Source organism: Paenibacillus sp. BC26 (assembly GCF_900116125.1).
Classification (GTDB): Bacteria; Bacillota; Bacilli; order Paenibacillales; family Paenibacillaceae; genus Paenibacillus_Z; species Paenibacillus_Z lignilyticus.
In genome coordinates this window covers 2,823,900-2,849,160 of the sequence record NZ_FPAD01000001.1, presented here as the reverse complement: position 1 = coordinate 2,849,160, position 25,261 = coordinate 2,823,900, and the positions used below count along the sequence as shown (strand labels likewise).

At 53.9% G+C, this 25,261-nt stretch carries 18 protein-coding genes; all 18 read left to right on the top strand.

The annotated features are described in order from the left end of the window. The first annotated feature begins 182 nt into the window (after positions 1-182). A complete protein-coding gene (locus BM412_RS12490) occupies positions 183-3,119 on the top strand; it encodes an extracellular solute-binding protein (protein WP_256256283.1) in 2,937 nt (978 codons plus the stop codon). A gap of 109 nt (positions 3,120-3,228) precedes the next feature. After that, positions 3,229-4,101, top strand: coding sequence for a carbohydrate ABC transporter permease (locus BM412_RS12485; protein WP_240548257.1), 873 nt, complete (start codon positions 3,229-3,231; stop codon positions 4,099-4,101). Between the two features lie 4 nt (positions 4,102-4,105). Beyond that, positions 4,106-4,972: a carbohydrate ABC transporter permease gene (locus BM412_RS12480; RefSeq protein ID WP_091218189.1), complete on the top strand. Its 867-nt coding sequence runs from the start codon at positions 4,106-4,108 to the stop codon at positions 4,970-4,972. Between the two features lie 13 nt (positions 4,973-4,985). Then, on the top strand, positions 4,986-6,458 hold the full coding sequence (locus BM412_RS12475) for an NHL repeat-containing protein (protein WP_091218187.1): 1,473 nt from the start codon (positions 4,986-4,988) through the stop codon (positions 6,456-6,458). After that, positions 6,439-7,059: a Yip1 family protein gene (locus tag BM412_RS12470; RefSeq protein WP_091218184.1), complete on the top strand. Its 621-nt coding sequence runs from the start codon at positions 6,439-6,441 to the stop codon at positions 7,057-7,059. The genes BM412_RS12475 and BM412_RS12470 overlap by 20 nt, the downstream gene beginning before the upstream one ends. A gap of 14 nt (positions 7,060-7,073) precedes the next feature. Next, entirely contained in the window at positions 7,074-9,650 is a 2,577-nt protein-coding gene (locus tag BM412_RS12465) for a DUF5696 domain-containing protein (protein WP_256256282.1), read from the top strand. Further along, positions 9,647-10,549, top strand: a complete 903-nt coding sequence (locus tag BM412_RS12460; protein ID WP_091218181.1) for a carbohydrate ABC transporter permease — start codon at positions 9,647-9,649, stop codon at positions 10,547-10,549. Before BM412_RS12465 ends, BM412_RS12460 begins: the two co-directional genes overlap by 4 nt. Positions 10,550-10,570: 21 nt before the next feature. Further along, positions 10,571-11,569: a carbohydrate ABC transporter permease gene (locus tag BM412_RS12455; RefSeq protein ID WP_256256281.1), complete on the top strand. Its 999-nt coding sequence runs from the start codon at positions 10,571-10,573 to the stop codon at positions 11,567-11,569. Positions 11,570-11,596: 27 nt separating this feature from the next. Further along, positions 11,597-13,327, top strand: a complete 1,731-nt coding sequence (locus BM412_RS12450) for a DUF5060 domain-containing protein (protein WP_143111610.1) — start codon at positions 11,597-11,599, stop codon at positions 13,325-13,327. A gap of 32 nt (positions 13,328-13,359) precedes the next feature. Next, a complete protein-coding gene (locus BM412_RS12445) occupies positions 13,360-14,376 on the top strand; it encodes a glycosyl hydrolase (protein WP_091218179.1) in 1,017 nt (338 codons plus the stop codon). Positions 14,377-14,426: 50 nt separating this feature from the next. Then, on the top strand, positions 14,427-15,395 hold the full coding sequence (locus tag BM412_RS12440) for a glycoside hydrolase family 113 (protein WP_091220387.1): 969 nt from the start codon (positions 14,427-14,429) through the stop codon (positions 15,393-15,395). Positions 15,396-15,624: 229 nt separating this feature from the next. Then, positions 15,625-18,165 carry an ATP-dependent helicase HrpB gene (gene hrpB / locus BM412_RS12430; RefSeq protein WP_091218173.1) on the top strand — a complete coding sequence of 847 codons (2,541 nt, stop codon included), beginning with the start codon at positions 15,625-15,627 and terminating at the stop codon, positions 18,163-18,165. A gap of 13 nt (positions 18,166-18,178) precedes the next feature. Beyond that, a complete protein-coding gene (locus tag BM412_RS12425) occupies positions 18,179-18,469 on the top strand; it encodes a DUF1294 domain-containing protein (RefSeq protein WP_091218169.1) in 291 nt (96 codons plus the stop codon). Positions 18,470-18,705: 236 nt separating this feature from the next. Beyond that, positions 18,706-20,799 (top strand): HelD family protein, encoded by a 2,094-nt coding sequence (locus BM412_RS12420; protein ID WP_091218168.1) that lies wholly within the window; start codon positions 18,706-18,708, stop codon positions 20,797-20,799. A gap of 1,051 nt (positions 20,800-21,850) precedes the next feature. After that, positions 21,851-22,666 carry an aminoglycoside adenylyltransferase domain-containing protein gene (locus BM412_RS12415; RefSeq protein ID WP_091218165.1) on the top strand — a complete coding sequence of 272 codons (816 nt, stop codon included), beginning with the start codon at positions 21,851-21,853 and terminating at the stop codon, positions 22,664-22,666. Between the two features lie 130 nt (positions 22,667-22,796). Continuing rightward, positions 22,797-23,897, top strand: a complete 1,101-nt coding sequence (locus BM412_RS12410) for a DUF3900 domain-containing protein (RefSeq protein ID WP_091218163.1) — start codon at positions 22,797-22,799, stop codon at positions 23,895-23,897. A gap of 47 nt (positions 23,898-23,944) precedes the next feature. Beyond that, entirely contained in the window at positions 23,945-24,370 is a 426-nt protein-coding gene (locus tag BM412_RS12405) for a ribosomal maturation YjgA family protein (protein WP_091218161.1), read from the top strand. Positions 24,371-24,478: 108 nt separating this feature from the next. After that, positions 24,479-25,240, top strand: coding sequence for an SDR family NAD(P)-dependent oxidoreductase (locus tag BM412_RS12400; RefSeq protein WP_091218158.1), 762 nt, complete (start codon positions 24,479-24,481; stop codon positions 25,238-25,240). Positions 25,241-25,261: the final 21 nt, after the last annotated feature.

The window sequence follows — 25,261 nt, the reverse complement described above, 5'->3', positions numbered from 1 at the left end:
CAGTACTGGCAACTAAGGAGAGGGGCTGCCGACTAATCGGAACAGCCCCTTTTGTTTCACCAATTCCCGGATGCTACTTCAACCTATCATGCGATCATAACAACCTAACTGTCCGGTTAGTTCGTTAGGTGAAAAAATATGAGGTTGGCCGCAGATCAAGTCGCCGCATAGGAGGGCTGACATTGAAAGGAACTGTTCGAAAGAAGAAGTTGACTTTATGGTCGATCGGCATTATTGGAGCGGCCGGACTGCTTGTGCTCTGGTCTCAGCTTGGGGCAGACAACGTGAGCGGTGCTGGCGAGAAATCGACGTTCGTCAGCGGTTCGTGGACCTCGCTGCAGCAAGAACGGGGCGATTACACATCGTACCTGGCTAAGAATGAAAATGCGGGGTTCCCCGATCGCGAAGTGATCATCCATGCTTCCGATTATGCGATGGCGGAAGGCGAAGACATCGAGAAGCTCGACAATTACGAGGGTATGAGCGGTACTTCGCTGAAGACCGGCGAACAAGGCCGAGTCGACTGGAAGGTGAATGTCCCGGAAGCGGGCTTTTACAATATCTCGGTACAGTATTATCCCATCAAAGGAAAAAGCTCCAGCATCGAGCGTTCGTTGTTGATCGACGGCGAGCTGCCGTTTGAGGAAGCGGATTATTTGCAATTCGACCGCATTTGGGACAATGAGCTGGATCAGGTAAAGCGGGATAACCGCGGAAACGACCTGCGCCCGCAGCAGTTTGAGCGGCCCGAATGGCGCGAATTGCTGCTCAAGGATTCGAACGGCTACTACGCGGATCCTTTCCGGTTCTACTTGACCGCCGGAACGCACACGCTCTCATTCGTATCGCAGCGCGAGCCGATGGTCGTTCGGCAGCTGCGCTTGTATCAAGACAAGCATCCCGCGCTATATGAAGAAACCGTTAAGCGATACGAGCAGGAGGGGTTAAAGGAAACGGACGGTCAGCTCATAACGGTTCAAGCCGAAAATGCGCGCGCCAAGTCGTCTCCGACACTCTATCCGCAAACCGAACGGGCCAGCGCAGCCGTGCAGCCGTATAGTCCGGAGCTCATTCGGGTTAATACGATCGGCGGCTACAATTGGCGGATGCCCGGACAGTGGATCGAATGGGAGATTGACGCTCCGGAAGCCGGACTCTATAAGATCGCCTTAAAGGCAAAACAGCAATTCGTCCGCGGCATCTACTCCACGCGCAGGCTGTACGTTAACGGCGAAGTGCCGTTCCGGGAAGCGGAGCAAATCCCGTTCCGCTATAAGAGCGGATACCGCCTCGACGTCATGGGAGGAGACGAGCCGTATTTGTTCGAGCTAAAGAAAGGCAAGAACATCATCCGCCTTGAAGACACGCTCGGCGAATTCGCGCCGCTTATCCGCGAAGTGAAAGACAGCTTATTTAACCTCAACGAGATGTACCGCAAAGTTATCATGATTACAGGCGCATCGCCGGATAAGTTCCGCGACTACCGCGTGGACGAGCAGGTTCCGAACCTGCTGAAGACGTTCAAGTCGGAGGAAGAAAGACTGACGGCCGTCAGCAAAGAATTGAAGCGGCTGTCGGGCGGAAGCAGCGATTCCGAAGCGCTGCTCAAGACGATGGCGCTGCAGCTCGGCGAGCTCATCGATAATCCGGACACGATTCCGCGCCGCCTTGCCGCTTACAAGAGCAACACGGGCGGTCTGGGCACTTGGCTGCAGAAGGCGCTCGAAATGCCGCTGCAAATCGACGAAATCTATGTCGCTTCGCCGAATAAGAAGCTTCCTTCGGCCGGTGACGGATTTTTTACGAGACTTAGCCATGAGATCACAACGTTCGCGTATTCCTTCTTCATCGATTACAACCAGATCGGCAATGCGTCCGACGAGAAGAATCCGCGTTCCATCACCGTGTGGATCGGAAGCGGCCGCGACCAGGCGAATACGCTGAAAGCGATGATCGACGAAACATTCACGCCGGAGACCGGCATTAACGTGAATTTGAAGTTGGTACAAATGAATACGCTGCTGCCGGCTACGCTTGCAGGCCAAGGGCCGGATGTCGCGATGCAAATCAGCAACGATATTCCGGTGAATTACGCGATGCGCAAAGCCGCGGCCGATCTGTCGCAATTTCCGGATTACCGGGAAGTAGCCAATTGGTTCCGTCCAAGCGCGCTAGTTCCGTTTACTTACCAGAAAGGCGTCTATGCGCTGCCGGAAACCCAAACCTTCAATATGCTTTTTTATCGGAAGGATGTCTTGAAAGAGCTGGGCCTGGATGTTCCTCAAACTTGGGACGATATGTATAAGCTGCTAGCAGTGCTGAACAAGAACCGGATGCAGCTTGGCATGCCGATTACGACGCCTGCGACCTCCGTGCCGATTCCGGGTCAGAACATTCCGCCGAATTCCATCTTTGCTACGATGCTCATGCAGAATGGCGGACAATTTTACCGGAATGAAGGCAAAGAGTCCGATTTGGATTCCAGAATCGGGGTAGAGACGTTCAAAACCTGGACCGACCTCTACAGCGATTATAAGCTTGAGCGCGAATTCGATTTCGCGAACCGCTTCAGAACCGGTGAAATGCCGATCGGTATCGTCGATTATACGACGTATAACCAGCTGTCTGTATTCGCGCCGGAAATTCGCGGCATGTGGGGCTTCGTTCCGATTCCGGGCACGAAACAGCCGGACGGCACGATCCGCAGAGATACGCCAAGCAACGGAAGCGGCACGCTGATGCTAAGCGGAGCGAAGGATAAAGATGCCGCATGGCAGTTCATGAAATGGTGGACCGGCGAAGATGCGCAGACGAAGTACGGCCGCGAAATGGAAGCGCTTATGGGCGCTTCGGCCCGCTATCCGACCGCGAACGTCAAAGCGCTTGACAGCTTGCCTTGGCCAGTGGCCGATTATGACAGCTTGAAAGAGGAATTTGAGTGGGTCCGCGGCATTCCGGAGGTTCCGGGCGGTTACTTCACCGGACGGCATTTGCAGAACGCATTCTTGAAAGTCGTCGTCGGTGCGGATACGGAGGCGCGCGAAGCGATCCTCGACTACGCGCAGTATATCCAAGATGAAATTCGCGCGAAACGCAAAGAATTCGGCCTGCCGGAATAAAGGAGGGGTCCAAATGTCAAATATCGATATGCCGAATCAACGAACAACGACAGTGGCGGGCAAAACGCCGACGAGCACTCCGAGCTGGTGGGCTGTCAAATGGGAGATCATGAAGGGGCATAAGCATTCTTATATCCTGATGTCGCCCTATTTGCTGCTCTTTGCCGTATTTACGGTGCTGCCTGTCATTATGTCCATCGTTATTAGTTTCACTTACTTCAATATGCTTGAGTTTCCGCGTTTTATCGGCTGGCAGAATTATGGCCGCTTGTTTCTGGAAGACGACGTGTTCTTGATTGCGGTCAAGAACACGATCCTCTTCGCGGTAATTACAGGACCGCTCAGTTACATCGCTTGTTTCGTGTTTGCTTGGCTCATTAATGATCTGCGGCCGAAGCTGCGCGCATTCATGACGCTCGTGTTCTATGCGCCATCGATCTCGGGAAACGTGTATTTCCTGTGGCAGATGATCTTCTCGGGCGACCGTTACGGCATCGCTAACGGTTTCTTGATTAAGATGGGGGTCATCTTAGATCCGATTCTATGGCTGAAGACGGAAAAGTACATCATGCCGATCGTCATCCTCGTTCAATTATGGCTGAGCTTGGGAACCGGCTTCCTTGCCTTCATCGCAGGTCTGCAGACCGTCGATAAGACGCTCTATGAAGCAGGCGCCGTCGATGGCGTCAAGAACCGTTGGCAGGAGCTGTGGTATATTACGCTGCCGTCGATGAAGCCGCAGTTGATGTTCGGGGCCGTCATCCAGATAACGGCGTCACTCGCCATAGCGGATGTTTCGATCTACTTGGCCGGCTTCCCGAGCGTGAACTACGCCGCGGAAACGATCGTCACGCACTTGATCGACTTCGGTACGATCCGATTCGAAATGGGCTACGCTTCCGCGATCGCGACCGTCTTGTTCCTCTTGATGCTTGGCGCGAATTTGGCGGTTCAACGACTTCTCAGGAAGGTGGGGAATTAACCGCATGAAGCTTGCGCTAACACTTCGCAAAAAACGCGTAAACCGTTCCTTTGCCGGGACATTCTGGCTTACGGTATTTCTGGCGCTGGTTGCTTCTTTTATGGCGCTGCCGCTCGTTTATGCGATTAATGCGGCATTCAAGCCGCTGGACGAAATTTTCTTGTTCCCGCCGACCTTATTCGTCAGGCATCCGACCACGAGCAATTTCATCGATTTGATGACGCTGCTCGGCCAATCGTGGGTACCGTTTTCCCGCTATATTTTCAATACGTTCTTCATTACCGGGATGGGTGTAGTCGGTCATGTATTGCTGGCTTCCGCCGCAGCATATCCGCTCGCGAAGCATCGTTTTCCAGGCAGCAAAATCATCTTCACGATCGTCGTGCTGTCGCTGATGTTTACGCCGCAGGTTACGGCAATCCCGAACTATATGGTCATGTCCTGGATCGGATTAATCGACACGTACTGGGCGGTCATCGTGCCGGCCTTCGCATTCTCGCTCGGACTCTACTTGATGAAGCAGTTCATGGAGCAAATTCCGGATGCGCTTCTCGAATCGGCGAAGATCGACGGGGCAAACGAATACCGCATCTTCTGGCAAATCGTCATGCCGAACGTGAAGCCGGCTTGGCTGACGCTCGTCATTCTCTTGTTCCAGATGCTTTGGGGTACGGACGGCAACGGATTTATTTATAGCGAACAGTTGAAAACGCTGCACTATGCGTCCAATCAAATTATTTTCGGCGGGATTGCCCGTGCCGGCGTCGGTTCGGCTGTCGCATTGATACTCATGAGCGTACCGATTGCCCTATTCATATTCTCGCAAAGCCGCATTATCGAAACGATGACGACGTCCGGCATGAAGGACTAGAGGGGGTGGAAGCGTGCAAAGAAAGAGAGTGCTCCTGCTTGCTGCGATTATTGCTCTGGTGATGACGATCGTTGTGCCGCCGCCGGCTTCGGCAGCTGCGCCATACGAAGCTTACAATTACGATTTCTACGGGGATGCCGTGCCGCTGCCCGCCCCATACTTGCCGGACTATGCGATTACCGGGAGCGGCTTGGGCATCGGCGATTTCAATCAGCCTAAAGATATGTACGTGACGCATGACGGCACTATCTATATCCTGGACAGCGGCAATGCGCGGGTGGTCATCCTTGACAGTCAATTAAACGTCAAGCAGATCATCACCAAGTTTGACAATAACGGCAAGGAAGATGGCTTCGCGGAGCCGGAAGGGCTGTTCGTCTCGGAGAAGAATGAAATCTATGTCGCCGATACCGAGCACAATCGAGTCGTCGTGCTTTCAAACAATGGCAAGCTGATCAAGATCGTGGAAAGCCCGAAATCGGATATCCTGCCGAAAGACTTTAAATTCGTGCCGCTTAAGGTAACGGTAGACAGCGCGGACCGATTATTCGTAGTCGCCCGCGGCGTCTTCGAAGGCATCATGCAATTCGACGACAAGAAGGCATTCATGGGATATGTCGGCACGATCAGCGTATCGCCAAGTTTATGGGAACGGCTTTGGAGATCGTTGTCCACGAAAGCGCAAAAGCAGCAGATGGAACTGTTCATCCCGACCGAATTCGCAAGCGTCGATATTGACAGCAAAGGGTTCGTTTATGCGACTGCCATCGATAACACGTCGGATGAAACGATCAAACGACTTAATCCGTCCGGTCAGGATGTGCTTAAACGGTACGGCTACTGGCCGGTCAAAGGCGATATCCGCTTCCGAAGGTTCGGGAATAACTCAGGCCCTTCGAAGCTCACCGACATTAAAGTGCTTGACGGCGGCATGTATGTAGCGCTGGATTCGAATCGCGCGCGACTGTTCACGTACAATGACGAAGGCGACTTGCTCTATGCTTTCGGCGACAGAGGCAACCAGCTTGGCGTATTCAATACACCGGTAGCCGTGGAACAAATTGGCGATAAGCTTGCGGTGCTCGATCGGGGCAAGAACAATATCGCGGTCTTCCGTCCTACGGAGTTCGGCAGTCTGGTTCGTCAAGCAACGATTCAGCATTACAGCGGAAACGATAACGAGGCCGTCAAATTATGGGGCCAAGTGCTGCGTCTGAATACGAACTACGAGATCGCCTACCTAGGTATCGGCAAATCGCTGCTCATGGAGAAGAAGAACGAAGAGGCCATGGAATATTTCAAGCTCGGCATGAGCCGCAAAAACTACTCCGTTGCCTATAAGCGATACCGCCGGGATGTGATGAAGGACAACTTCGGCCCATTCATGACGGTGCTGATCTCGCTGATAGCCGCATTCGTCGCGTTCCGCATCGTCAGGAACGTTATTAGAAGGAGGACGGTCAAACGTGAAGCAGGATTATATTAAGTTTCCGCTCCATCTCATCTTGCATCCGTTCGACGGATTCTGGGACATGAAATACGAGAATAAAGGAAAGGTTAAAGTTTCCTTGGCCATTCTCCTGCTGCTTGTGCTGACGCTCATCCTGCAGAAGCAATTCGCAGGTTTTCTCGTCAATTTCGTGGACCCGAGGTCGTTAAACAGTCTGGATGATTTGCAATTCACGGTGCTGCCGTTCTTCCTGTTCTGCATAGCGAACTGGTCCATTACGACGCTGATGGAGGGCGAAGGCAAGTTCAAGGAAATCGTCATGGCAACCGGCTATGCACTGCTGCCGATCGTGCTGCTCAATCTGCCGATCACGTTTATAAGCCGGTTCATGACGCAGGAGGAGACGTCATTCTATTGGCTGGTCAACAGCTTGGCGAGCATCTGGTTTCTCCTCTTGCTGTTCATCGGCATTATGACGGTGCATCAATACACGCCGGCTAAAGCCATTCTCACGTTAGCGCTGACTGTAATCGCAATGGGATTCGTCGTATTTCTAGGCACGCTGGCATTCAGCTTGGGCATGCAAATTTATTGGTTCGTTTATGATGTGTATCGCGAAATCATATTCCGTACGTAAAGGAGGCCGCACCCTTGAATAACCGAATGAAATGGTATGCGGCGCTGGCTTGTATCGGGATAGCGGGTATCTCGGCTCTCGCCTATTACCAGTCTACTAAAGGTGCGCCGGCGATCGAGGTAAGTACCTATATGCACCCGGACGTTAAGCCGGCCGCGGCCTCGGAGCTTAAGTATTTGCCTGATCGCGCGCCTGCCGTTCCGGGAATGAAGCTTGCGGCCCAATCGGATACGCTGGCGCTGTATTTCAATCCGGAGACGACCGAAATAGCGGTGCTTAACCGAATCAGCGGCAAAGTATGGCGAAGCAATCCGGAGGATCTGGGCTCGGACGCGAAAGCGTCGCCTTTCGAGAAGGACCGGCTGGCCGCCCAGGTCACGATCAATTACAGGGATGCAATCGGCACGCTTGGATCGATCACGAATTTCACGGATAGCATCGCACGCAAGCAGTTTAAGGCCGAGGGCATCGAGAACGGCATCCGGCTTACGTATACGATCGGGGACACATCCCTCGGCATCGATGCGCTGCCGAAGAGAATCAGCAAGAAGCGCATGGAAGAGAAGGTATACAGCAAGCTCGATGAAGCGACGGCGAAATACGTAGGCAACCGGTATTTCCCGTTAGAGAACAATCCGGAGGTGCTGGAGCGGCTCGATACGGCGGTATCCAGAGCGCTCGTGCTCAGCAGAATGCTGGATGCTTTTGCGAAAGCGGGTTATACGGCAGAAGATTTAGCCGCCGATAATCAAGAGAACGGCTTGGCTGCCGAAGGAGGAGCGAGCCGGCCGAACTTTACGGTTCCCATCGAGTACCGGCTCGCCGGCGATGAGCTGACGGTCCGCGTGCCTGTGCAAGAGATTCAGGAAAGCAAGGGCTATCAAATTCGCACGGTGGAGCTGCTCGATTTCTTCGGCGCAGCCGGCTCCGATGCGAAAGGCTACATGCTTGTACCGGATGGCTCCGGGAGCTTGATTCAACTGAATAACGGCAAGATAGGCGAAGAAGTCTATGCCCAGCGTGTCTACGGCGAAGACGAGAACAACAACTCCCGCCGCCGGGGGCAGCTGTCGGAAGCCGCGCGCCTGCCGGTATTCGGCATGAAATCCGGCGACGACGCCTGGTTCGCCACAATCGAGAAAGGCGAAGGCATCGCCAGCATCAACGCCGATATTAGCGGCCGCAAAAATTCGTACAACTATGCGTACGCGAGCTTCGCCATCCGCGGAGAGGATGAGCTCGAAATCTACAAAGGCAATAAGGTGGACGAGATTCAGCTGCTGACCGAGGATTCCTTCAAAGGAGATCTGCAGGTCCGCTACAGCTTCTTATCCGGGAACGAGGCGAATTACTCCGGTATGGCAAAGCGCTACCGCGAGAAGCTGGTTCAGGATAAAGTGCTGCAGCCGATCGAATCGCAAGCCGGATTGCCGTTCTACCTCGACGTGCTGGGGGCCGTCGACAAACAAAAGTCGATCCTCGGCATTCCGTACAAAGGGCTCATGCCGATGACGACGATCAAGCAAGCCGGTCAAATGGCCGAACAGCTGAAGGCAGCCGGCGTTTCCAACATCCAAATGCGCTATGTCGGCTGGTTCAATGAAGGCGTCGATCATAAAATCGCGAAGAACGTCAAATTGGACAGCGAACTTGGCAGCAAAACCGAGCTGAAGCAGCTGTCCGAGAAGCTTGAGGCGATGGGCGGCCGATTATATCCCGATGTCGCGTTTCAACACGTGCTTCGCGAGAATCGCAACTTTAAGCCCGCCTCGGACGCGGCGCGCTTCGTAACGCGCGAGCAAGCGATGCTTGCGCCAATCAATCGCGCGTTCAACGCGATGGACCTATCGCTTGGATCTTTTTACCTGCTTTCTCCGGCCAAGCTGCCTTACTTCGTTGACCAATTCATCGACAGTTACGACGGATACGGAATCGATGCGGTTTCTCTCCGCGATTTGGGAGACTTGCTGCAAGCCGATTACCGGGTAAGCCGCATCGTATTCCGCGATGTCGCGAAGAACATCGTTACGGAGCAGCTTGGCAAGCTGGACAAGAGCTTTCCCAATATGCTGCTGACCGGCGGAAATGCTTATGCGTTGAAATATGCGGATGAGTTGATCGACGTACCGATGGCCTCCAGCGGTTTCGGCATCACCGATCAAGAAATTCCATTCTACGAAATGGTCATACACGGTTACAAGAATTATGCCGGCTCTGCCGTGAATCTGGATGACAACCAAGATTTGGCCTACCAATTGCTGCGATCGCTGGAGTATGGAGCCGCGCCGCATTTCTTCTGGTCCTATGAATCGTCGTCCAAGCTGAAATTGACGGCTTACGAATCGTTTTTCTCGACGCATTATACCGATTGGCTCCAAGCCGCTTCCAGTCTGTACGGCAAAGTGAACAAGGCGCTTGCCGGTCTTCAGAACAGCACGATTGCAGAACATACCCAGCATCAACCCGGCGTCGCACAAGTGCGCTATGACAACGGTACCTCCGTTTATGTGAACTATACGGATAAGCCGGTTACGGTCAATGGCATTCAAATCGCGGCCAAAAATTTCTACGTAGGCGGTGACAACTCGTGAACCTCAGACGATTAACCTTGTCGCAGAAGCGTGCATTTCTCGGAGTCGCGTTCATTGCACCTTGGCTGCTTGGCTTCGTGTTCTTGTTCGCGACGCCGCTCGTTCAATCCATCCGATTCAGCTTCAGCGAGCTGAAGGTGGCTCCGGGCGGGTACTCGCTGGACTTCATCGGACTGAAGAACTTTACCGATGCGCTATCGGTCGATCCGAACTATAACCGGATCCTTACCGAATCGTTAACGGAAATGGCTTGGAACGTGCCAATGATCCTGTTCTTCAGTTTATTTACCGCCGTCATGCTGAATTCGAAGTTTAGAGGCAGGTCGATTGCGAGAGCGATTTTCTTTCTTCCGGTCATTCTCGCTTCAGGCGCCGTAGCCGCGGCTCAATCCTCCGGATTGATTCAGTTGACGGGCAGCTCCGAGGTTGCACAGGAATTAGGTCTTGCTCAGAACGGCTTCGACCCGCTAATGCTTGCTTTTATGCTTGCCGATGCGGGCATGCCGACTGTTTTCATCGAATATATCATCGATGCCGTACAGCGGATCTATGAGATCATCAGCAGCTCCGGCGTCCAAATTCTTATCTTTCTGGCGGCGCTTCAGTCCGTACCGGTCACCATGTACGAAGTTGCCAAGATGGAAGGCGCAACGCCTTACGAGACTTTCTGGAAGATTACGTTCCCCATGGTAAGTCCGCTTATTCTAACGAACATCATCTATACGATTATCGACTCCTTTACGGAAAGCCAGCTAACGAGAACGATCTACACCACGGCATTCCAAGCGCAGAATTTCGGTTTGAGCGCCGCGATGTCCTGGATCTACACCGTTGTCATCAGTTTGATTCTCGTAGTCGTCGGCATTCTGGTCTCCAGGAAAGTGTTCTATTATAACTGACGCAGAAGGGAGGAGAACGGCATGAAAGGTTCGCTTATGGAGAACGAGATTGTAGTCTTGAGGATGCAGAAGGCGAAGAACAAATCGATCGAGCTGCTGTGGTCGATTTTTCGTTACATTCTGATTATCGGCATTTCATTCGTCATCATCTATCCGCTCCTTCAGCAGCTTTCGGTCGCTATCAAAGATAAGGCCGATATTTACAATCCGACCATCTATATGATTCCCGTTCATTTCACGACGGAGAATTTACGGCTTGCGATGAGTGTGCTGAATTATTGGCCGCTGCTGAAGAATACGCTGCTGTTCGTCGTCTCGACGACGGCACTGCAAGCTGCATCTTGCGCTCTAGCGGGCTATGGCTTCGCCAGGTTCACATTTCCGGGACGCAATATTCTGTTCACCCTCGTTATTTTGACGATCCTCATTCCTTCAAGCACGCTTATGGTGCCGATGTACCTGCACTTCCGCAACTTCGACATCATGGGCTTGGTGAATCTGTTTACAGGCAAAGAGGGCATCAACATGCTGAATACCTATGGCCCCTCCCTGATAACGGCCGCTCTTGCCAATGGCTTGAAGTCGGGCTTGTACATTTATATTTTCCGTCAATTTTTCCGCGGCATGCCGGCGGAAATCGAGGAAGCGGCGCTCATCGACGGAGCGGGAGGCTTCCGGACGTTCTTTACGATCATGCTGCCGAATGCGATTCCTCCGTTGATCACGGTCACGCTGTTCGCTTTCGTATGGCAGTATAACGATACCTTCTACAGCTCGCTCTTTATGAGCCAGAGCAATCTCATGGCCATCAAGGTTGCATCCTTGCCGGCTGACGCCAATCAATATTTGCCCGGCATTCTGGGCGTCGGCGCGGGTTCGAACGTGAAGGTCGATCCGAACCTGGTATCTATGATCGTGGATACGGGGGTTCTGCTGGCCATCGCGCCGCTTGTGGTCATGTATCTGTTCGTTCAACGCTTCTTTGTAGAGAGCGTCGAGCGGACAGGCGTCGTTGGTTAACCGGAGGCGCGAGAGGAGACATCACTCATGTTCAATCGCAAACTAGTCCTCTTAGCAGGCGGAAGTATACTCGTGTTGACGGCAATCGGCTTTATGGCGCTAACAGCGAGTAAAGGTCCCGCAAATCAATCTCAGACGCAGAAGGAATCGGGATCGGCTCCTGATACTGGGACGACGCATGATGCGGTGCCGGCAGCGAAAGCGCCGATTATTCGAAATGTCGTGGCGAATGCAGATGCCATCGAGCTCTATTCGAAATTCGAGCTTACGCTGGAGATGGACGCCGATTATAAGAATCCTTACGATCCGCGAGAGATTGACCTGTCCATGGACTTGACTTCGCCAAGCGGGAAGAAGTGGTCGGTTAACGGCTTCTACGACGGTACCGGATTTGCCTGGAAGGTCCGGTTCTCGCCGGATGAAGCCGGCAAGTGGAGCTACCGGCTGCATGCCGTCACAGCCGGAGCTGCGACTGAAGGGCCGCCGGCCTCGTTCGAGGCGGCTCCTGCCAAGCGTCGCGGCTGGATTCAAGTGTCGGACGATAATAAGCGGTATCTCGAATATAGGGACGGTTCTTCCTTCTACGGTGTAGGCGTAGCCTACCCGTGGGGAATTACCGACGTCAATCTTGATAAAATCGCAGCGCACGGCGGCAACCTCATTACCTACTGGAACGGCAATTATGACAGCTCCGGCAATGGGGGCGGCAGTAATCAGCTGCAATCCGCCACGTTCGGCGTCGAGAAGATCGACCCTCTTAAGGCTAGGCGCATCGATGATTTGATCGAATCGTTCGAGCAGCGGGAGCTGCACATGAACTTCGTCATTTGGCCGCATGACTCGCTGGCCGACAGTTTGGACGGATGGCCGAAAGCGTGGGAGAAGAGCGGTTACGCGGAGCTAGGCGAAGCGAAGGATTTTTTTACAAGCCAAGAGATGTGGGTCTATCAGGAGCATCTCTACCGCTACATCATTGCCCGCTGGGGGTATAGCAGCGCAATCGGCATTTGGGACTTGGTGTGCGAGATTAACGGCACGGACGGCTGGGTACACGGCAGCACATCAGATACCGATGCTTGGACGGCGAAGGTGCACAGCTATTTCAAAGAGCATGATCCCTACGGGCATCCGACGATGGGCTCCATGGCGGGGAATCGACAGGATTATTGGGATTATGGCTATCGGACGCTGGATCTTGCCGATCGAGAGAACTACTACAATCTCAGTTACAAGGCTTTCGCCCAAGATATCCGCAAACGGTGGGACAGCTATGAGAAGCCGCTAATCATCGGAGAAACGGGGAATGTGACCGATACGCTGAAATATCATCAGTCGATCTGGATTTCGCTCGCAAGCGGCTTGGCTTCCACGCCGTTCTGGTGGGATTTCGGACAAGTCAGCGACGAGATGTTTCTGCATATGAAGCATTTGGCCGCATTTACGGCTGGCATTGATTTTCGCGAGAAGCGCGTTCCGGTGAACAGCGCGGAAGGCGATGAAGGCGGACAGGCGCAAGCTTGGGCGATGCAAGGGGAGCGTCAATCCTATGGTTGGCTGCTCGCAGAGAACGGAGGAGCCGGAAGAAAATCGGTTTCGCTGCCGGATTGGCCGGTTGGCACGTACACGTTGTCTTGGTACGATCCTTGGACAGGCGCTTCGGTTGCAGCTGGATCCGTAGAAGCAGCGGACGGCAAGCTTGTTCTCGTTTCGCCGGATACCTCTCAATCCGATCTGGCGTTTACGATTACGCGTAACTAATGGCATGACGATCAAGCTTGGGGAGGCAGAGTATGTCAGCAAACGCCGGAGATCACAATCGGTTTCAGGTTCAGCCGAAACTTATCAATCCGAATGCCGATGATTGCGCCAAACGGCTGATGGCTTATTTATGCGATACCTACGGACGCAAAATGTTGACAGGTCAACAAATTGGCGTTATTACGACGCCCGAGATGGATTTCATCCATCGCGAAACAGGCAAGTATCCCGCTGTCGGCGGATTCGATTTCATGAACGATTCTCCTTCGCGCTTGGAGCGGGGAGCGGTTGGGACGGACACGGAGCTTGCGCTCAAGTGGTGGGAAGATGGCGGCATCGTCACCTTTTGCTGGCATTGGAACGCGCCGAAGGACCTCATGGATCAGCCGCCCGACAACGGCTGGCATCGCGGCTTCTATACGTCGGCGACGACTTTCGATTTGGCAGCAGCGATGGAGGATACCGATTCCGAAGAGCATCGACTGCTGCTGCGCGATATCGACGCCATTTCGGGTTTGCTGGCCAAGCTCCGGGACGCCGGCGTTCCTGTATTGTGGAGGCCGCTTCACGAAGCAGCCGGCGGATGGTTTTGGTGGGGGGCGAAAGGCCCTCAGCCGTGTATCCGTCTGTGGAAGCTAATGGTTGAACGCATGACCCATATGCACGGGCTACATAACCTGATTTGGGTTTGGAACGGTCAGCATGAAGACTGGTATCCCGGTGATGAATACGTCGACATCATTGGCGAAGACGTCTACGTCCCAGAGCGCAATTACGTGTCGAACGTTAAGAGATTCAATCAGGCAGCCGATTACACACGTGAAGCCAAAATCATTGCCCTTTCGGAAAACGGGCCTTTGCCTGACCCTGACAGCATGCTCGAGGATGGAGCGCTTTGGGCGTGGAATTGTACGTGGTATGGCGATTTCGTGAAGTCCGAGCAGTTTACCGACTGGGAGATGCTCCGGAAATTTTACAATCACTCGTTCACGCTGACACGCGATGAGCTTCCCGACCTGAGAAGCTACCCCTTGCCAGTGCGAGAATAACTACGTAAAGGAGAGAAGATGCGTTGCCGACCGATTTGTTCATCAAAGGGATGACGTATGGATGGAATAGTTCCCGAGGCTCTTACAGGCAGCCTTATGCCGTTGATTCTCTTCGCAAGCTGAGCGAGACAGGCAGCGAATGGATCGCATTATCGTTTTATACGATGCAAAATAACGTGTATGCGACCGAAATTCCGTTCGATTACGGATTGACGATGACCGACAGGGATATCGAGCACACCGTAAAAGAAGCCAAGGCGTTGGGCTTGAAAGTATGCTTGAAGCCCGTCGTCAACTCGAAGGACGGGATCTGGCGCGCGCACATCGGCTTCCCGGAGGAATCCGGCGCAGAACCTTACTGGGATGCATGGTTCCAGTCTTATGGCAATTTTCTTAGCCACTATGCGGAGCTCGCGCAAGAGTTAGGGTGCGAGATGTTCTGCATCGGCTGCGAAATGGTGAAGACCGAAGCCAAGCAGGAGCATTGGAGGCAGTTGATCGCGCGAATCCGGAGCATTTATGACGGGCCGATCGTCTATAACGCTAACCACGGGTCGGAGGAGCGGATTAAATGGTTCGACCAAGTGGACCTCATTGGTACGAGCGCTTATTATCCGGTAGCGAATCACCCCGGCGATAGCGAAGAGGAGATGATTGCCAATTGGTTGCCGGTGCGCGAGAAGATGGCATTGCTGCACGCGAAATTCGGCAAGCCCATTATCTTCATGGAAATCGGCTGCCGCAGCGCGCTTGGCTGCGCGACGATGCCTTGGGATTTCACGCATACCGAGCTGCCCGTCAGTGAAGAAGAGCAGGCGAATTTCTACAGCTCGGTCTTAAAGGTGTTTTGGGACGAGCCATGGTTTGCCGGTTTCTTCTGGTGGGATTGGAGCGTGAAGCTGTACGACAGGGAAGAGGCTCAAGCGAATGTTGGCTTTGATATATATGGCAAGAAGGCGGAGCACATCTTAAAGGAATGGTATGAGAAGCCCAAGCAATCGCTGCTCCGGCTTGGATGAGCTTCGCCTGCTGGATCTCCCGGCAGCCTAATTTCCGGAACGCGATAGCGCTTGTTATAACCGTCAGAGAGTTTTTCTCTGGCGGTTCTTTCATTATAAGCATGTTCGGAGCGACTCATCTTTCAACAGGTGAAATATTAGCAGATCCAATTGGGTTCGGAATTTTGACGGTGAAAGCGGATAGTCCCTATAATAGGACATATGAGAATGAGAGACAGGGGAACTAGCCATGAATGAACGTAACCACAATCGAACGGTTCGCGCTGAAGAACCGCTTCCGATTGACGCGCTTCTGCCTGAGCTGCGGCAGGTGCTTGAAGCGCGGAATTCCGCCGTGCTCGTAGCGTCGCCCGGCGCGGGTAAGACGACAAGAGTACCGCTCGCATTGCTGGATGCGCCCTGGCTGCAAGGACAGCGCATCCTCATGCTGGAGCCGCGCCGATTAGCGGCTCGATCTGCCGCGCGTTATATGGCTGCAGCGCTAGGCGAACAAGTGGGAGGAACGGTTGGGTATCGCGTGCGGATGGATACCAAAGTCGGACGGAATACCGTGATTGAGGTCATCACGGAAGGCGTCCTGACGCGAATGCTGCAAACGGATCTGGCGCTTGAAGGCGTCGGACTTGTCATCTTCGACGAATTCCATGAGCGGCATTTGCATGAAGACCTGGGGCTTGCGCTTTGTCTGCAGACGCAATCTGTCCTGCGAGAGGATCTGCGATTGCTTGTCATGTCCGCAACGCTTGAAGCAGAGCCTGTTGCGGCGTTGCTTGGCGATGCGCCGATGCTTGTGAGCGAAGGGCGCGCATATCCGGTCGAGACCTTCTACGCCGCCAAGCCGGTATCCGGCAGAATTGAAGATGCTGCCGCGCGGACTGTCATTGAGGCCATGAGGCAGCATGAAGGGGATGCGCTCGTATTTCTGCCCGGAGCAGGGGAAATAAGGCGAGTCGAAGGGCTGCTGCGAGCTGCGCAATCTTCCGCTTCGCTGTCTTCGGCAGAATCGCTCACGATTATGCCGCTCTATGGGGCGCTACCGCCTGAGGCGCAGGATCGTGCCGTTGCGCCGGCTTCGACACCTGGCATGCGCAAAATCGTTCTTGCCACCTCCATCGCGGAGTCCAGCGTCACGGTGCGCGGCGTGCGTATCGTGGTGGACGCCGGTCTAAGCCGCGTACCGCGTTTCTCGGCGCGCACCGGAATGGCGAGATTGGAGACGGTCCCCGTCTCGATCGCTTCCGCCGATCAACGGCGCGGCCGTGCCGGGCGGGAAGCGCCGGGTTATTGTTACCGGCTGTGGACGGAACAGGCCCATTACCAGCTGCAGCCTCAGAGCGATCCGGAGCTGCTCGGTGCCGACCTGGCGCCGCTTGCTCTGGAGCTGGCGATCTGGGGAATCTCAGATCCAGGCGAGGATCTGGCCTGGCTCACGAAGCCGCCGGCGGCCGCGTATTCGCAAGCGATGGAGCTTCTGCGCGAGCTTGAAGCTATCGATGCGGATGGAAAGCCGACCGCTCACGGGCGCGAGATGGCGGAGCTCGGTATGCACCCGAGGCTCGCGCATATGGTGCTGAAAGCCAAGAAGCTCGGTCTTGGCCGCCTCGCGTGCGAGCTCGCGGCGCTGCTGAGCGACCGCGACCTGCTGCGCCAATCGCGCAGCATTGACATGCGGCTGCGCCTTGATGCGCTGCACGGGCGGGCTGCAGGCGAGCAGCCGGACGAAGCAGCGGTGAAACGCATTGCAGCAGAGGCGAAAGAGTGGATGCGCGCGGCAGGCATCCATGATACGGCGCCGCAGCCCGGCGACAGCTGCGGCTTGCTGCTCGCGCTGGCGTACCCCGACCGCATCGCGCAGCGCCGGAGCGATGGCCGCTATCTGCTCCGCAGCGGCCGAGGCGCAGCCATTCAAGAGCTGCAGCCGTTATCGGGCTCAGCCTATCTCGCTGCTGCGGAGCTGGAGGACAGCGGAAGCGACAGCCGCATACAGCTGTCAGCGCCGATTACGTTAACGGAGCTAGAGCATGATTTTGCCGATCAGATCGAAACGGAAACGGAAGTGAAATGGAATCGCCAGACCGAATCCGTAAGAGCCCGGCGCAGGCTGCGACTTGGTACACTGATTCTAAAGGAAACGCAGCTCACGGAAGCGGATCCCGTTCTTGTTACGGAGGCGCTGCTAAGCGGCATCGCTGAACAGGGGCTGGAGCTGCTCCCTTGGACGAAGCAGGCTCGTCAGCTGCAAGCGCGGATTGCACTCATGCATACCTACAATAGCAGCTGGCCCGATGTTTCGAGTGAGGCATTAGTTGCTACGTTGCCGGATTGGCTTTCTCCTTTCATTGGCGGGATGAGAAGCCGAAATGATCTGTCGCGGCTGTCTATGGTGACGCTATTGGAATCGCTGCTCACATGGCAGGAGCGTTCGGAGCTCGATCAGGAAGTACCGACGCATATCACTGTGCCGAGCGGTTCGCGGATTCCGGTCGATTACAGCGATCCGGCGGCGCCTTTTGTCGCCGTTCGCTTACAGGAGCTGTTTGGCCTGCAGCAAACGCCTCGCATCGCAGGAGGGAAGCTGCCTTTGACGATTCATCTGCTCTCTCCTGCGCAGCGGCCTGTACAGGTGACGCAGGATCTGGCTAGTTTCTGGCAGCATGCTTATTTTGAAATTAAGAAGGATTTGAAAGGTCGTTATCCGAAGCATTACTGGCCGGATAATCCGCTTGAGGCAGAACCGACTAACCGCGCGAAGCCACGCCCCAAGAATTAAGGAGGTCTGCTGAATGACACTGACTCTATTGGACAAGCTCGTATTAGCTTATATCATCATCATTAATATCTACGTGTTCGCTTTAATGCGAATTGACAAAGCGCGGTCCGTCCGCGATCGCAGGCATCGCATTCCTGAACGCCGTTTGCTCGGAATGAGCGCTATTGGCGGAGCATTGGGAGGCTTCGTAGCTATGCGGATGTTCCGTCATAAGACGAAGCATCCTTCATTTTCCGTCGGGCTGCCGCTCCTGCTTATTTTGCATATCGTCGTCGTGATTTGGTTGCTTCGAACGGTGCTGTAATAGTCGTATCTTGTCTAAAATGGAATGGATTGACTACAGTGGTTTGGTTATGCTATAGTGGTCACTCGTGCTCCGCCCAGGAGCCTAAGCTATTATCACATATTTTCAGACCAAGCCGCATGCGAATGCGGCTTTCGCCGCCTCCTGATAAGCCTAGCGGGCACAGGCTGCGAGAGCTGTTTATTACGCTGCACTAGAATGCAAGCGGCTTGCAGTCGCAGAGGGAGGTAACTGACATGACCGTTCAAAGTGCCTTTCAAGAAGAGGCTGCGCGCGTAGACGAAGTACTGGTGCAAATTCGCAAACAGCTTCGCGAAATCGGACCGCGCTACACCGGCAATGATTTCACCGAGCAAATGTTGGAGCTGCAGCGCGAACAGCGGCAGCAACGGCTGGAGGTGGCCGAGCGAGAGCCTTATTTTGGCCGAATTGATTTTCAAGAAATGGTGCATCCTGCACCGAAGCCGCTCTATATCGGAAAAGCCGGCGTTGCCCACGAGAAGTCGAATGAAGTGCTGGTCGTCGACTGGCGCGCGCCTGTGGCGAGCTTGTTCTATGCGTTCAGCGGCGGGGAAGCGCCTGTTACGTACGAGTCGCCGGACGGCGATGTTGAAGGTACGGTGCATCTCAAACGCAATCTAATGGTCCGGGATGGGAAGCTTGAGCGGGTCGTCGACAGCTATGTGCGAGGCCAGGAAGAGGAGTCCGTCACCGATGAGTTTCTACTCTATCGGCTAGGTGAGAGCAAGGATAACAAGCTGCGTGATATCGTCTCGACGATTCAGCAGGAGCAGGATCGCATCATTCGTACGGATAAAAATAAAGCTGTTTTCATTCAAGGGGTTGCAGGTAGTGGGAAAACAACCGTTGCGCTGCACAGGCTGGCTTACCTGCTCTATCGGTATGCAGGCGCGATCCGGGCAGAGCGTATGGTTATTTTCGCACCGAACCGCATGTTCCTTGATTATATTTCCGGCGTCTTGCCGGAGCTGGGCGTTGGCGATATTCTGCAGACTACTTTTGCCGATTGGGCGCAGGAGCAGCTGCAGCATGAGGTTCGTCTGGATGAAGCTTATGATCCATTCGTGTATTGGTTCGAACAGCCGAGGACGCGCGAAGAAATGGAGCATGCGCCGAGCCGTGTGAAAGGCAGCTTGGCTTTTAAGGCGTTGGTTGATGAGAAGCTGTCTTTGACCGAAGCTTCGCTTATCCCAGAACAGTCCTTCGAGCCGATGCCAGGCTGGAAAGTCACGCCGGCTATGATCGTCGAGTGGCTCTCCACGGACGATGCAAGCGAGCCTTACATGAAGCGGCGCAGCCGGCTGGTTAGTCGGCTCAAGCGCTGGCTGGAGTCGGAGTGGAAGACGCGCCGATTGACGGACAGCAAGCTGAAGTCGCAGCTGGGTACGAAGTTAAATGCGTACACGAAGAAAATTCCTTCGTATACGGCATCCCAACTGTACAGCTCGTTGCTGCGCGAGCCGGCTGTACAAGAGCTGCTGCCTGCGAAGAGCACCGCGGCGACGATCAAGTCGCTAAAGCAGAAGCTCGTTCAGCCGGAGGATTTGGCGCCGCTGGTTTATATTCAGCTGCGGCTATTCGGCTTCGAGCATTCGCCGTACGATCACATCGTCATCGATGAGGCGCAGGATTACTCGCCGTTTCAGCTTGAAGCGCTGAAGCAGTGCCAGCGCCAGCCGTCGATGACGGTGCTCGGCGACTTGCAGCAAGGGATCCACGGCTATGCGGGGATTCATAGCTGGAAAGAGCTGATTTCGCTGCTGCCGGAGACTGATACGGGGTACTTTGAGCTCGACCGGAGTTATCGGTCGACGATGGAAATCATCGACTTCGCGAACCTGGTTCTCGGTGCGATGGGGACCGGCGTGAAGCCGGCTGTACCTGTGTTCCGGAGCGGCGAAATGGTGGAAGTGACCAACGCTTCCACCGATGATGAGCGGCTCGCGATGGTCGTTGACACCGTGAAGGCATGGCAGAAATCCGGCCATTACCGGACGATGGCCGTGCTTGGCCGAACGGCACGCTCTTGCGAGGAGATTGCCGGTAAGCTTGCGGAAGCAGGCATAGCGGCTTCGCTCGTGCAGAGTAAGCAGGATGCCTACGGCGGCGGTTTGACCGTCGTTCCCGCGTATTTGTCCAAGGGGCTCGAGTTCGACGCCGTGCTGATCGCGGACGCGGACGGTGACAGCTTCGGCAGCAACGATGCGAAGCTGCTCTATGTCGCTTGCACACGTGCGCTGCACAAGCTGAAGCTGCTCTATTGCGGCGAGTTGACCTCCTTGGTTTCCGAGCCTGTAGCTGCTGGATAGTAATTGTATAGAGGCTGTCCCATGTGTCATCAGCTGATGACAGGGGGCAGCTTTTTTCTTTGTTGTGGAGAGAGTGGAGGGCAGAGCGTAGAGCGTCATGAAATTCGACTCTCAGTAAACTAGCCTCCAGCCAGCCAACATAAGTTTCAAGGAGTAACTAGCCTTCAGCCAACGAAACTACACTCAAGCAGCAATCTAGCCTTCAAGCATGCCAAACTAGTCTCGAACCAGCCAACTTAGCCTCCAAGCAACCTAATAACCAAACTAAACTCAAATCAGCCAACCTAGCCTCCAACTATCAAACATGCCTCCAACCAAATTAGTCGAACTAATCTCAAACCAGCCAAACTAGCTCCCAACAAGTCAATCTAACTAGCCGGTGTAGGAGGGCCTTACTCGTACGCGGTATATTCGCTTATTGCTCCGAGAAAGGTAAGGTTACTTGGGTTTCGGCGATTGTGTCACTTCGAGAGTGTTAGTGGGTTCCGGAGCTTGCGCAGACCGAGAATCGGATAATGCGACTCTTAGCTACAAAACCGTCAGTAAAAAGATCTGAGAGTAGGAAATTCCGTCTCTCAGCACAGAAAGTGCGTCGATTTCACCACCTGCGCCGCCTGAGAGTCGGAAAATGCGACTCTCAGCCTCAAAACCGTCAGTAAAAAGGTCTGAGAGTAGGAAAACCCGACTCTCAGCACAGAAAGTGCCTCGTGCCTCGATTTCACTTTCTGCGCCGCCTGAGAGTCGGAAAATGCGACTCTTAGCCACAAAACCGTCAGTAAAAAGGTCTGAGAGTAGGAAATTCCGTCTCTCAGCACAGAAAGTACATCGATTTCACCACCTGCGCCGCCTGAGAGTCGGAAAATGCGACTCTCGGCCACAGAATCGGCCATAAAACGGTCCGAGAGTAGGAAAACCCGACTCTCAGCCCCCACATTTTCAAAATAAGAAAGAAAATAATTCAACTTTTCTATTTTTGCCGGGGAGCAATACCGATAGTATGTGGAGGGAAGCTTCTAAACTGAAAGGCGTAAAAGGAAGGGAGGGGTGAACCATGAATAAGAGCATGAATAACGCCATGATTCCGGATGAACTAACTCCGTTGATGGACGATTTTGGCCGGTTGCTTCGTTTGCATGTGCCGCATCTCGTACATGGACTGTATCTTCAAGGCTCGATCGCCCTGGGCGGTTATCAAAGCATGAAGAGCGATATAGATGTCATTGTCGTGTTAAATCAAGCTGTCATTAACGAGGAAGACAACGCCAAGATTACGGCCATCCATGAGGAATTACATGCGAAGCAACCGTTTCATCTGGCGGTTGAAGGGCTGTATACGAGCTTGGCACATCTGAGCAAGAATGCGGAACCGGCAGGGGAGACATTTCCGAGACTGTCTCATGGCGGAAAGAAGAGTTTGCATACCGGTTATGTTGATGCGACATCCGCTTGGATTTTGAAGAATCATGGCATTGCGGTGTTTGGCCCTGAAGCGTCGGAGCTCGGCATCGTCGTGGAATGGGATGAAATACGAGGCGCGATGAACTATAATTTGAACGTCTACTGGGCGGGGAAAGCGAACCGAGCAGAGCTTTATATGGATGAGGAATGGATCGAATTCGCCGTGCTGACGCTCGCCAGAATTGTCTACACCATGGAGCATAGCAGCATAATTACAAAGCTCGATGCAGGTCTCTATCTGCTGCAGCAGGAGTCTAATAGGTGGCATCGCGTTGTGCGGGAGGCTGTTCAGATCCGCAGCGGCGGTACCGGCGGGACGCTATACAGCACGGATCTCGAACGTGCACAAGAGGTGCAGCAGTTTGTGCAGACTACGATTGCGGAGTGCAATGCGAAGTATCATTTCTAAATATTCCGAACATGATTTCCGGCAGGACAGTCTGTGGCGAATTATGCTATGCTAATGACTTGAGTGTCGGCTTGTCGGCTTTACCGCTTCGCTACGCAGATTACATCAGCCAAAGGAGTTTACATAACGGATGGACTTTATCGTTGAGTATTTATCGTTTTTTGTCATACAAGGTGAAGGTGGCGACAACAGCGCCGCGAAGACATTTAAGCATTTTCAGACGCTGGATCGTTATGATTATGCCGAGAGCGAGCTGAAGTCCTTCCTCGATGGGGAGTTCACGCGAATCTGCAAACGTAAGGCCGAGCGTCATCCAAGCACCGAAGGCGCGCCGACCAAAATCGGCCGTTTTATCGTGGAGCCCGGCTATGAGCTGGACAGTAATCCGAACTATAATACGTTTCAGCGGCTGCGCGCATCCGAATCCGCATCAGAATTTCACGGCTTTGCCGATGAGCTCGTTCGACTCTATATGGAAGCGGCGGCCGTGCGCGGCGGTGCGCTAATCGTCGTGCATGCCACGCCGAATCGTCACACGGATGAGCCGCTCATCTTCGTGCTGAAGTGTGATTTCGAGCCAAAAATCGCCCGTATTACGGATGAGCACAATCTTATTTCGCATGTCGAAATGGCCATCAGCGCACGCAATATGAAGTCGATTCAATATCCGTTCATGCCCGAGGATGGCATGCTGGAGCCGTGGGAGCTCAAGATTCATCAAGCGTCGCATGCTCGATATTTCGAGGATTTTCTGCGGTTTGTCAGCTATGAGAAGGCGATGCCTGAACTGATGAGCGAGCATATGCTGACGATGGTTCATGAGTATATGGAAGATAAATGGCAGGGCCACGTGGGTGAAGAGCGCCAGCAAGAAGCGAATCAGTTCGAAATCTGGGCGGCCAGTGAGAAAAGGGAACTGCAGCAGTCTTGGGATCAAGAGCGCGTTGTTGCCGCAGCCGAGCGACTGGTCGAGCAGCAGCCGAACCTAAGCGTGGCGTTCAAGCTTGGCGATGTTTCGGTGAAGGGACCGCTTGCCGAGTTTGGGCAATCGATTCATTTTGCAACCTATAATGGCCGGTATATTGCACTCATCGAAGGAGATGCGTTCCAATTCGACCGTAACATGTCACCGGTTGAATTGCTGCAGCCGCCGGATTTGCTGGAAGTGCTGGAAGTAGTCGGACGGAAGAAAGAGAAGGCGGACACGAGCAAGCATGATTTGCCTTACTAGGACCGATAATCGCGTAATCGCGTAATCGCGGTAGTTAGGGGCTTCGGATGAGACGACGGATCGACTATTTCATTGCCGCTCTTGTGCTAATTGTGCTGGGGTTATCGGTTAGGCACTTCGGAGATCGTCTCCCCAGGTTTGTTGCGGATCATGCCGGCGATGCACTCTGGGCAGGAATGATTTATGCTGGTTGTCGTGCTTGCTTAGTGCGGCAGCGTGCAGCGCTTGCAGCCGGTATCAGTTTCTTATTCTGTATGGCGGTTGAATGTAGTCAGCTGTATCAAGCGGAATGGATTCATGCGCTGCGCACGACTGTAATTGGCGGATTGGTGCTCGGGCAAGGATTCCTTGCCATTGATCTACTCCGATACACAGTGGGGATCGCAATCGTATACGGGATGGATATCGGACGCCATGCGGTCTGCGGACGACGTCAAAGGGGCAAAAATAAGGAATACAAGAGCGATCTGTGAGCGTTGTGCTTGCAGGTCGCTTTTTTGCCAATGGGGACTGTAAGGTTGCGAAGTTCATCCATAGATCGCTACAATGGAGGAAAATGATACCAAGGGAGGGCGGCTGTTATGAATCGGGGAAAAGCAGTTGCAATCGTAACGGGAACGTCGCGAGGAATTGGTGAAGCAGTGGCTTTGGAGCTGTTAACTGCGGGATATGAGGTTTATGGATTGTCGCGTTCGGAATCCAAGGTGCTCGTTGGACGCGACCGATTCACTTCCGTGCCGTGTGATTTGGCAAATGCCGGAGAACTGGAGCAGATCATAGATCGATTGTTTCTGAACATTCGCGAGGATGCGGAAATCAGCGAACTACTACTCATGAATAACGCCGCGATGCTGGAGCCGTTAAAGCCGATTGACGCCATCAGCGCATTAGAAATGGCGGCGCATTTGCAGACAAGCTTGCTGGCGCCGATGCTGCTCTGCAGCCGATTTGTTCACCATACCCGCGCAATAGCTGCGCTTCGCCGTAAGACGATCATTAATGTAACTTCCGGTCTTGCCGAATATTCGGCACCTTCCATGAGTATGTATTGCAGCGGCAAAGCAGCGCTTAATATGCTGACCCGCTGTATAGCCGACGAGCAGCGGGATGAAGCAAATCCGGTTCATGTGTTTGCATTTGACCCCGGCATGACTGATACACAGATGCAGACCGTTGCTCGCGGGCGGGACAAGGCGGATTTCCCGCTGCAAAGTTTCTTTCAAACCAGCTATGAGCAAGGGAAATTGCGGTCGTCGGCTGAGGTGGCGGCAGAGTTGTATCGGTTGCTGAGAGAATCCCATCAGAGCGGAAGCGTTCTGCGTGCATTCGAGAAGGATCGATAGCTGTTCATATTTTGTTCATGG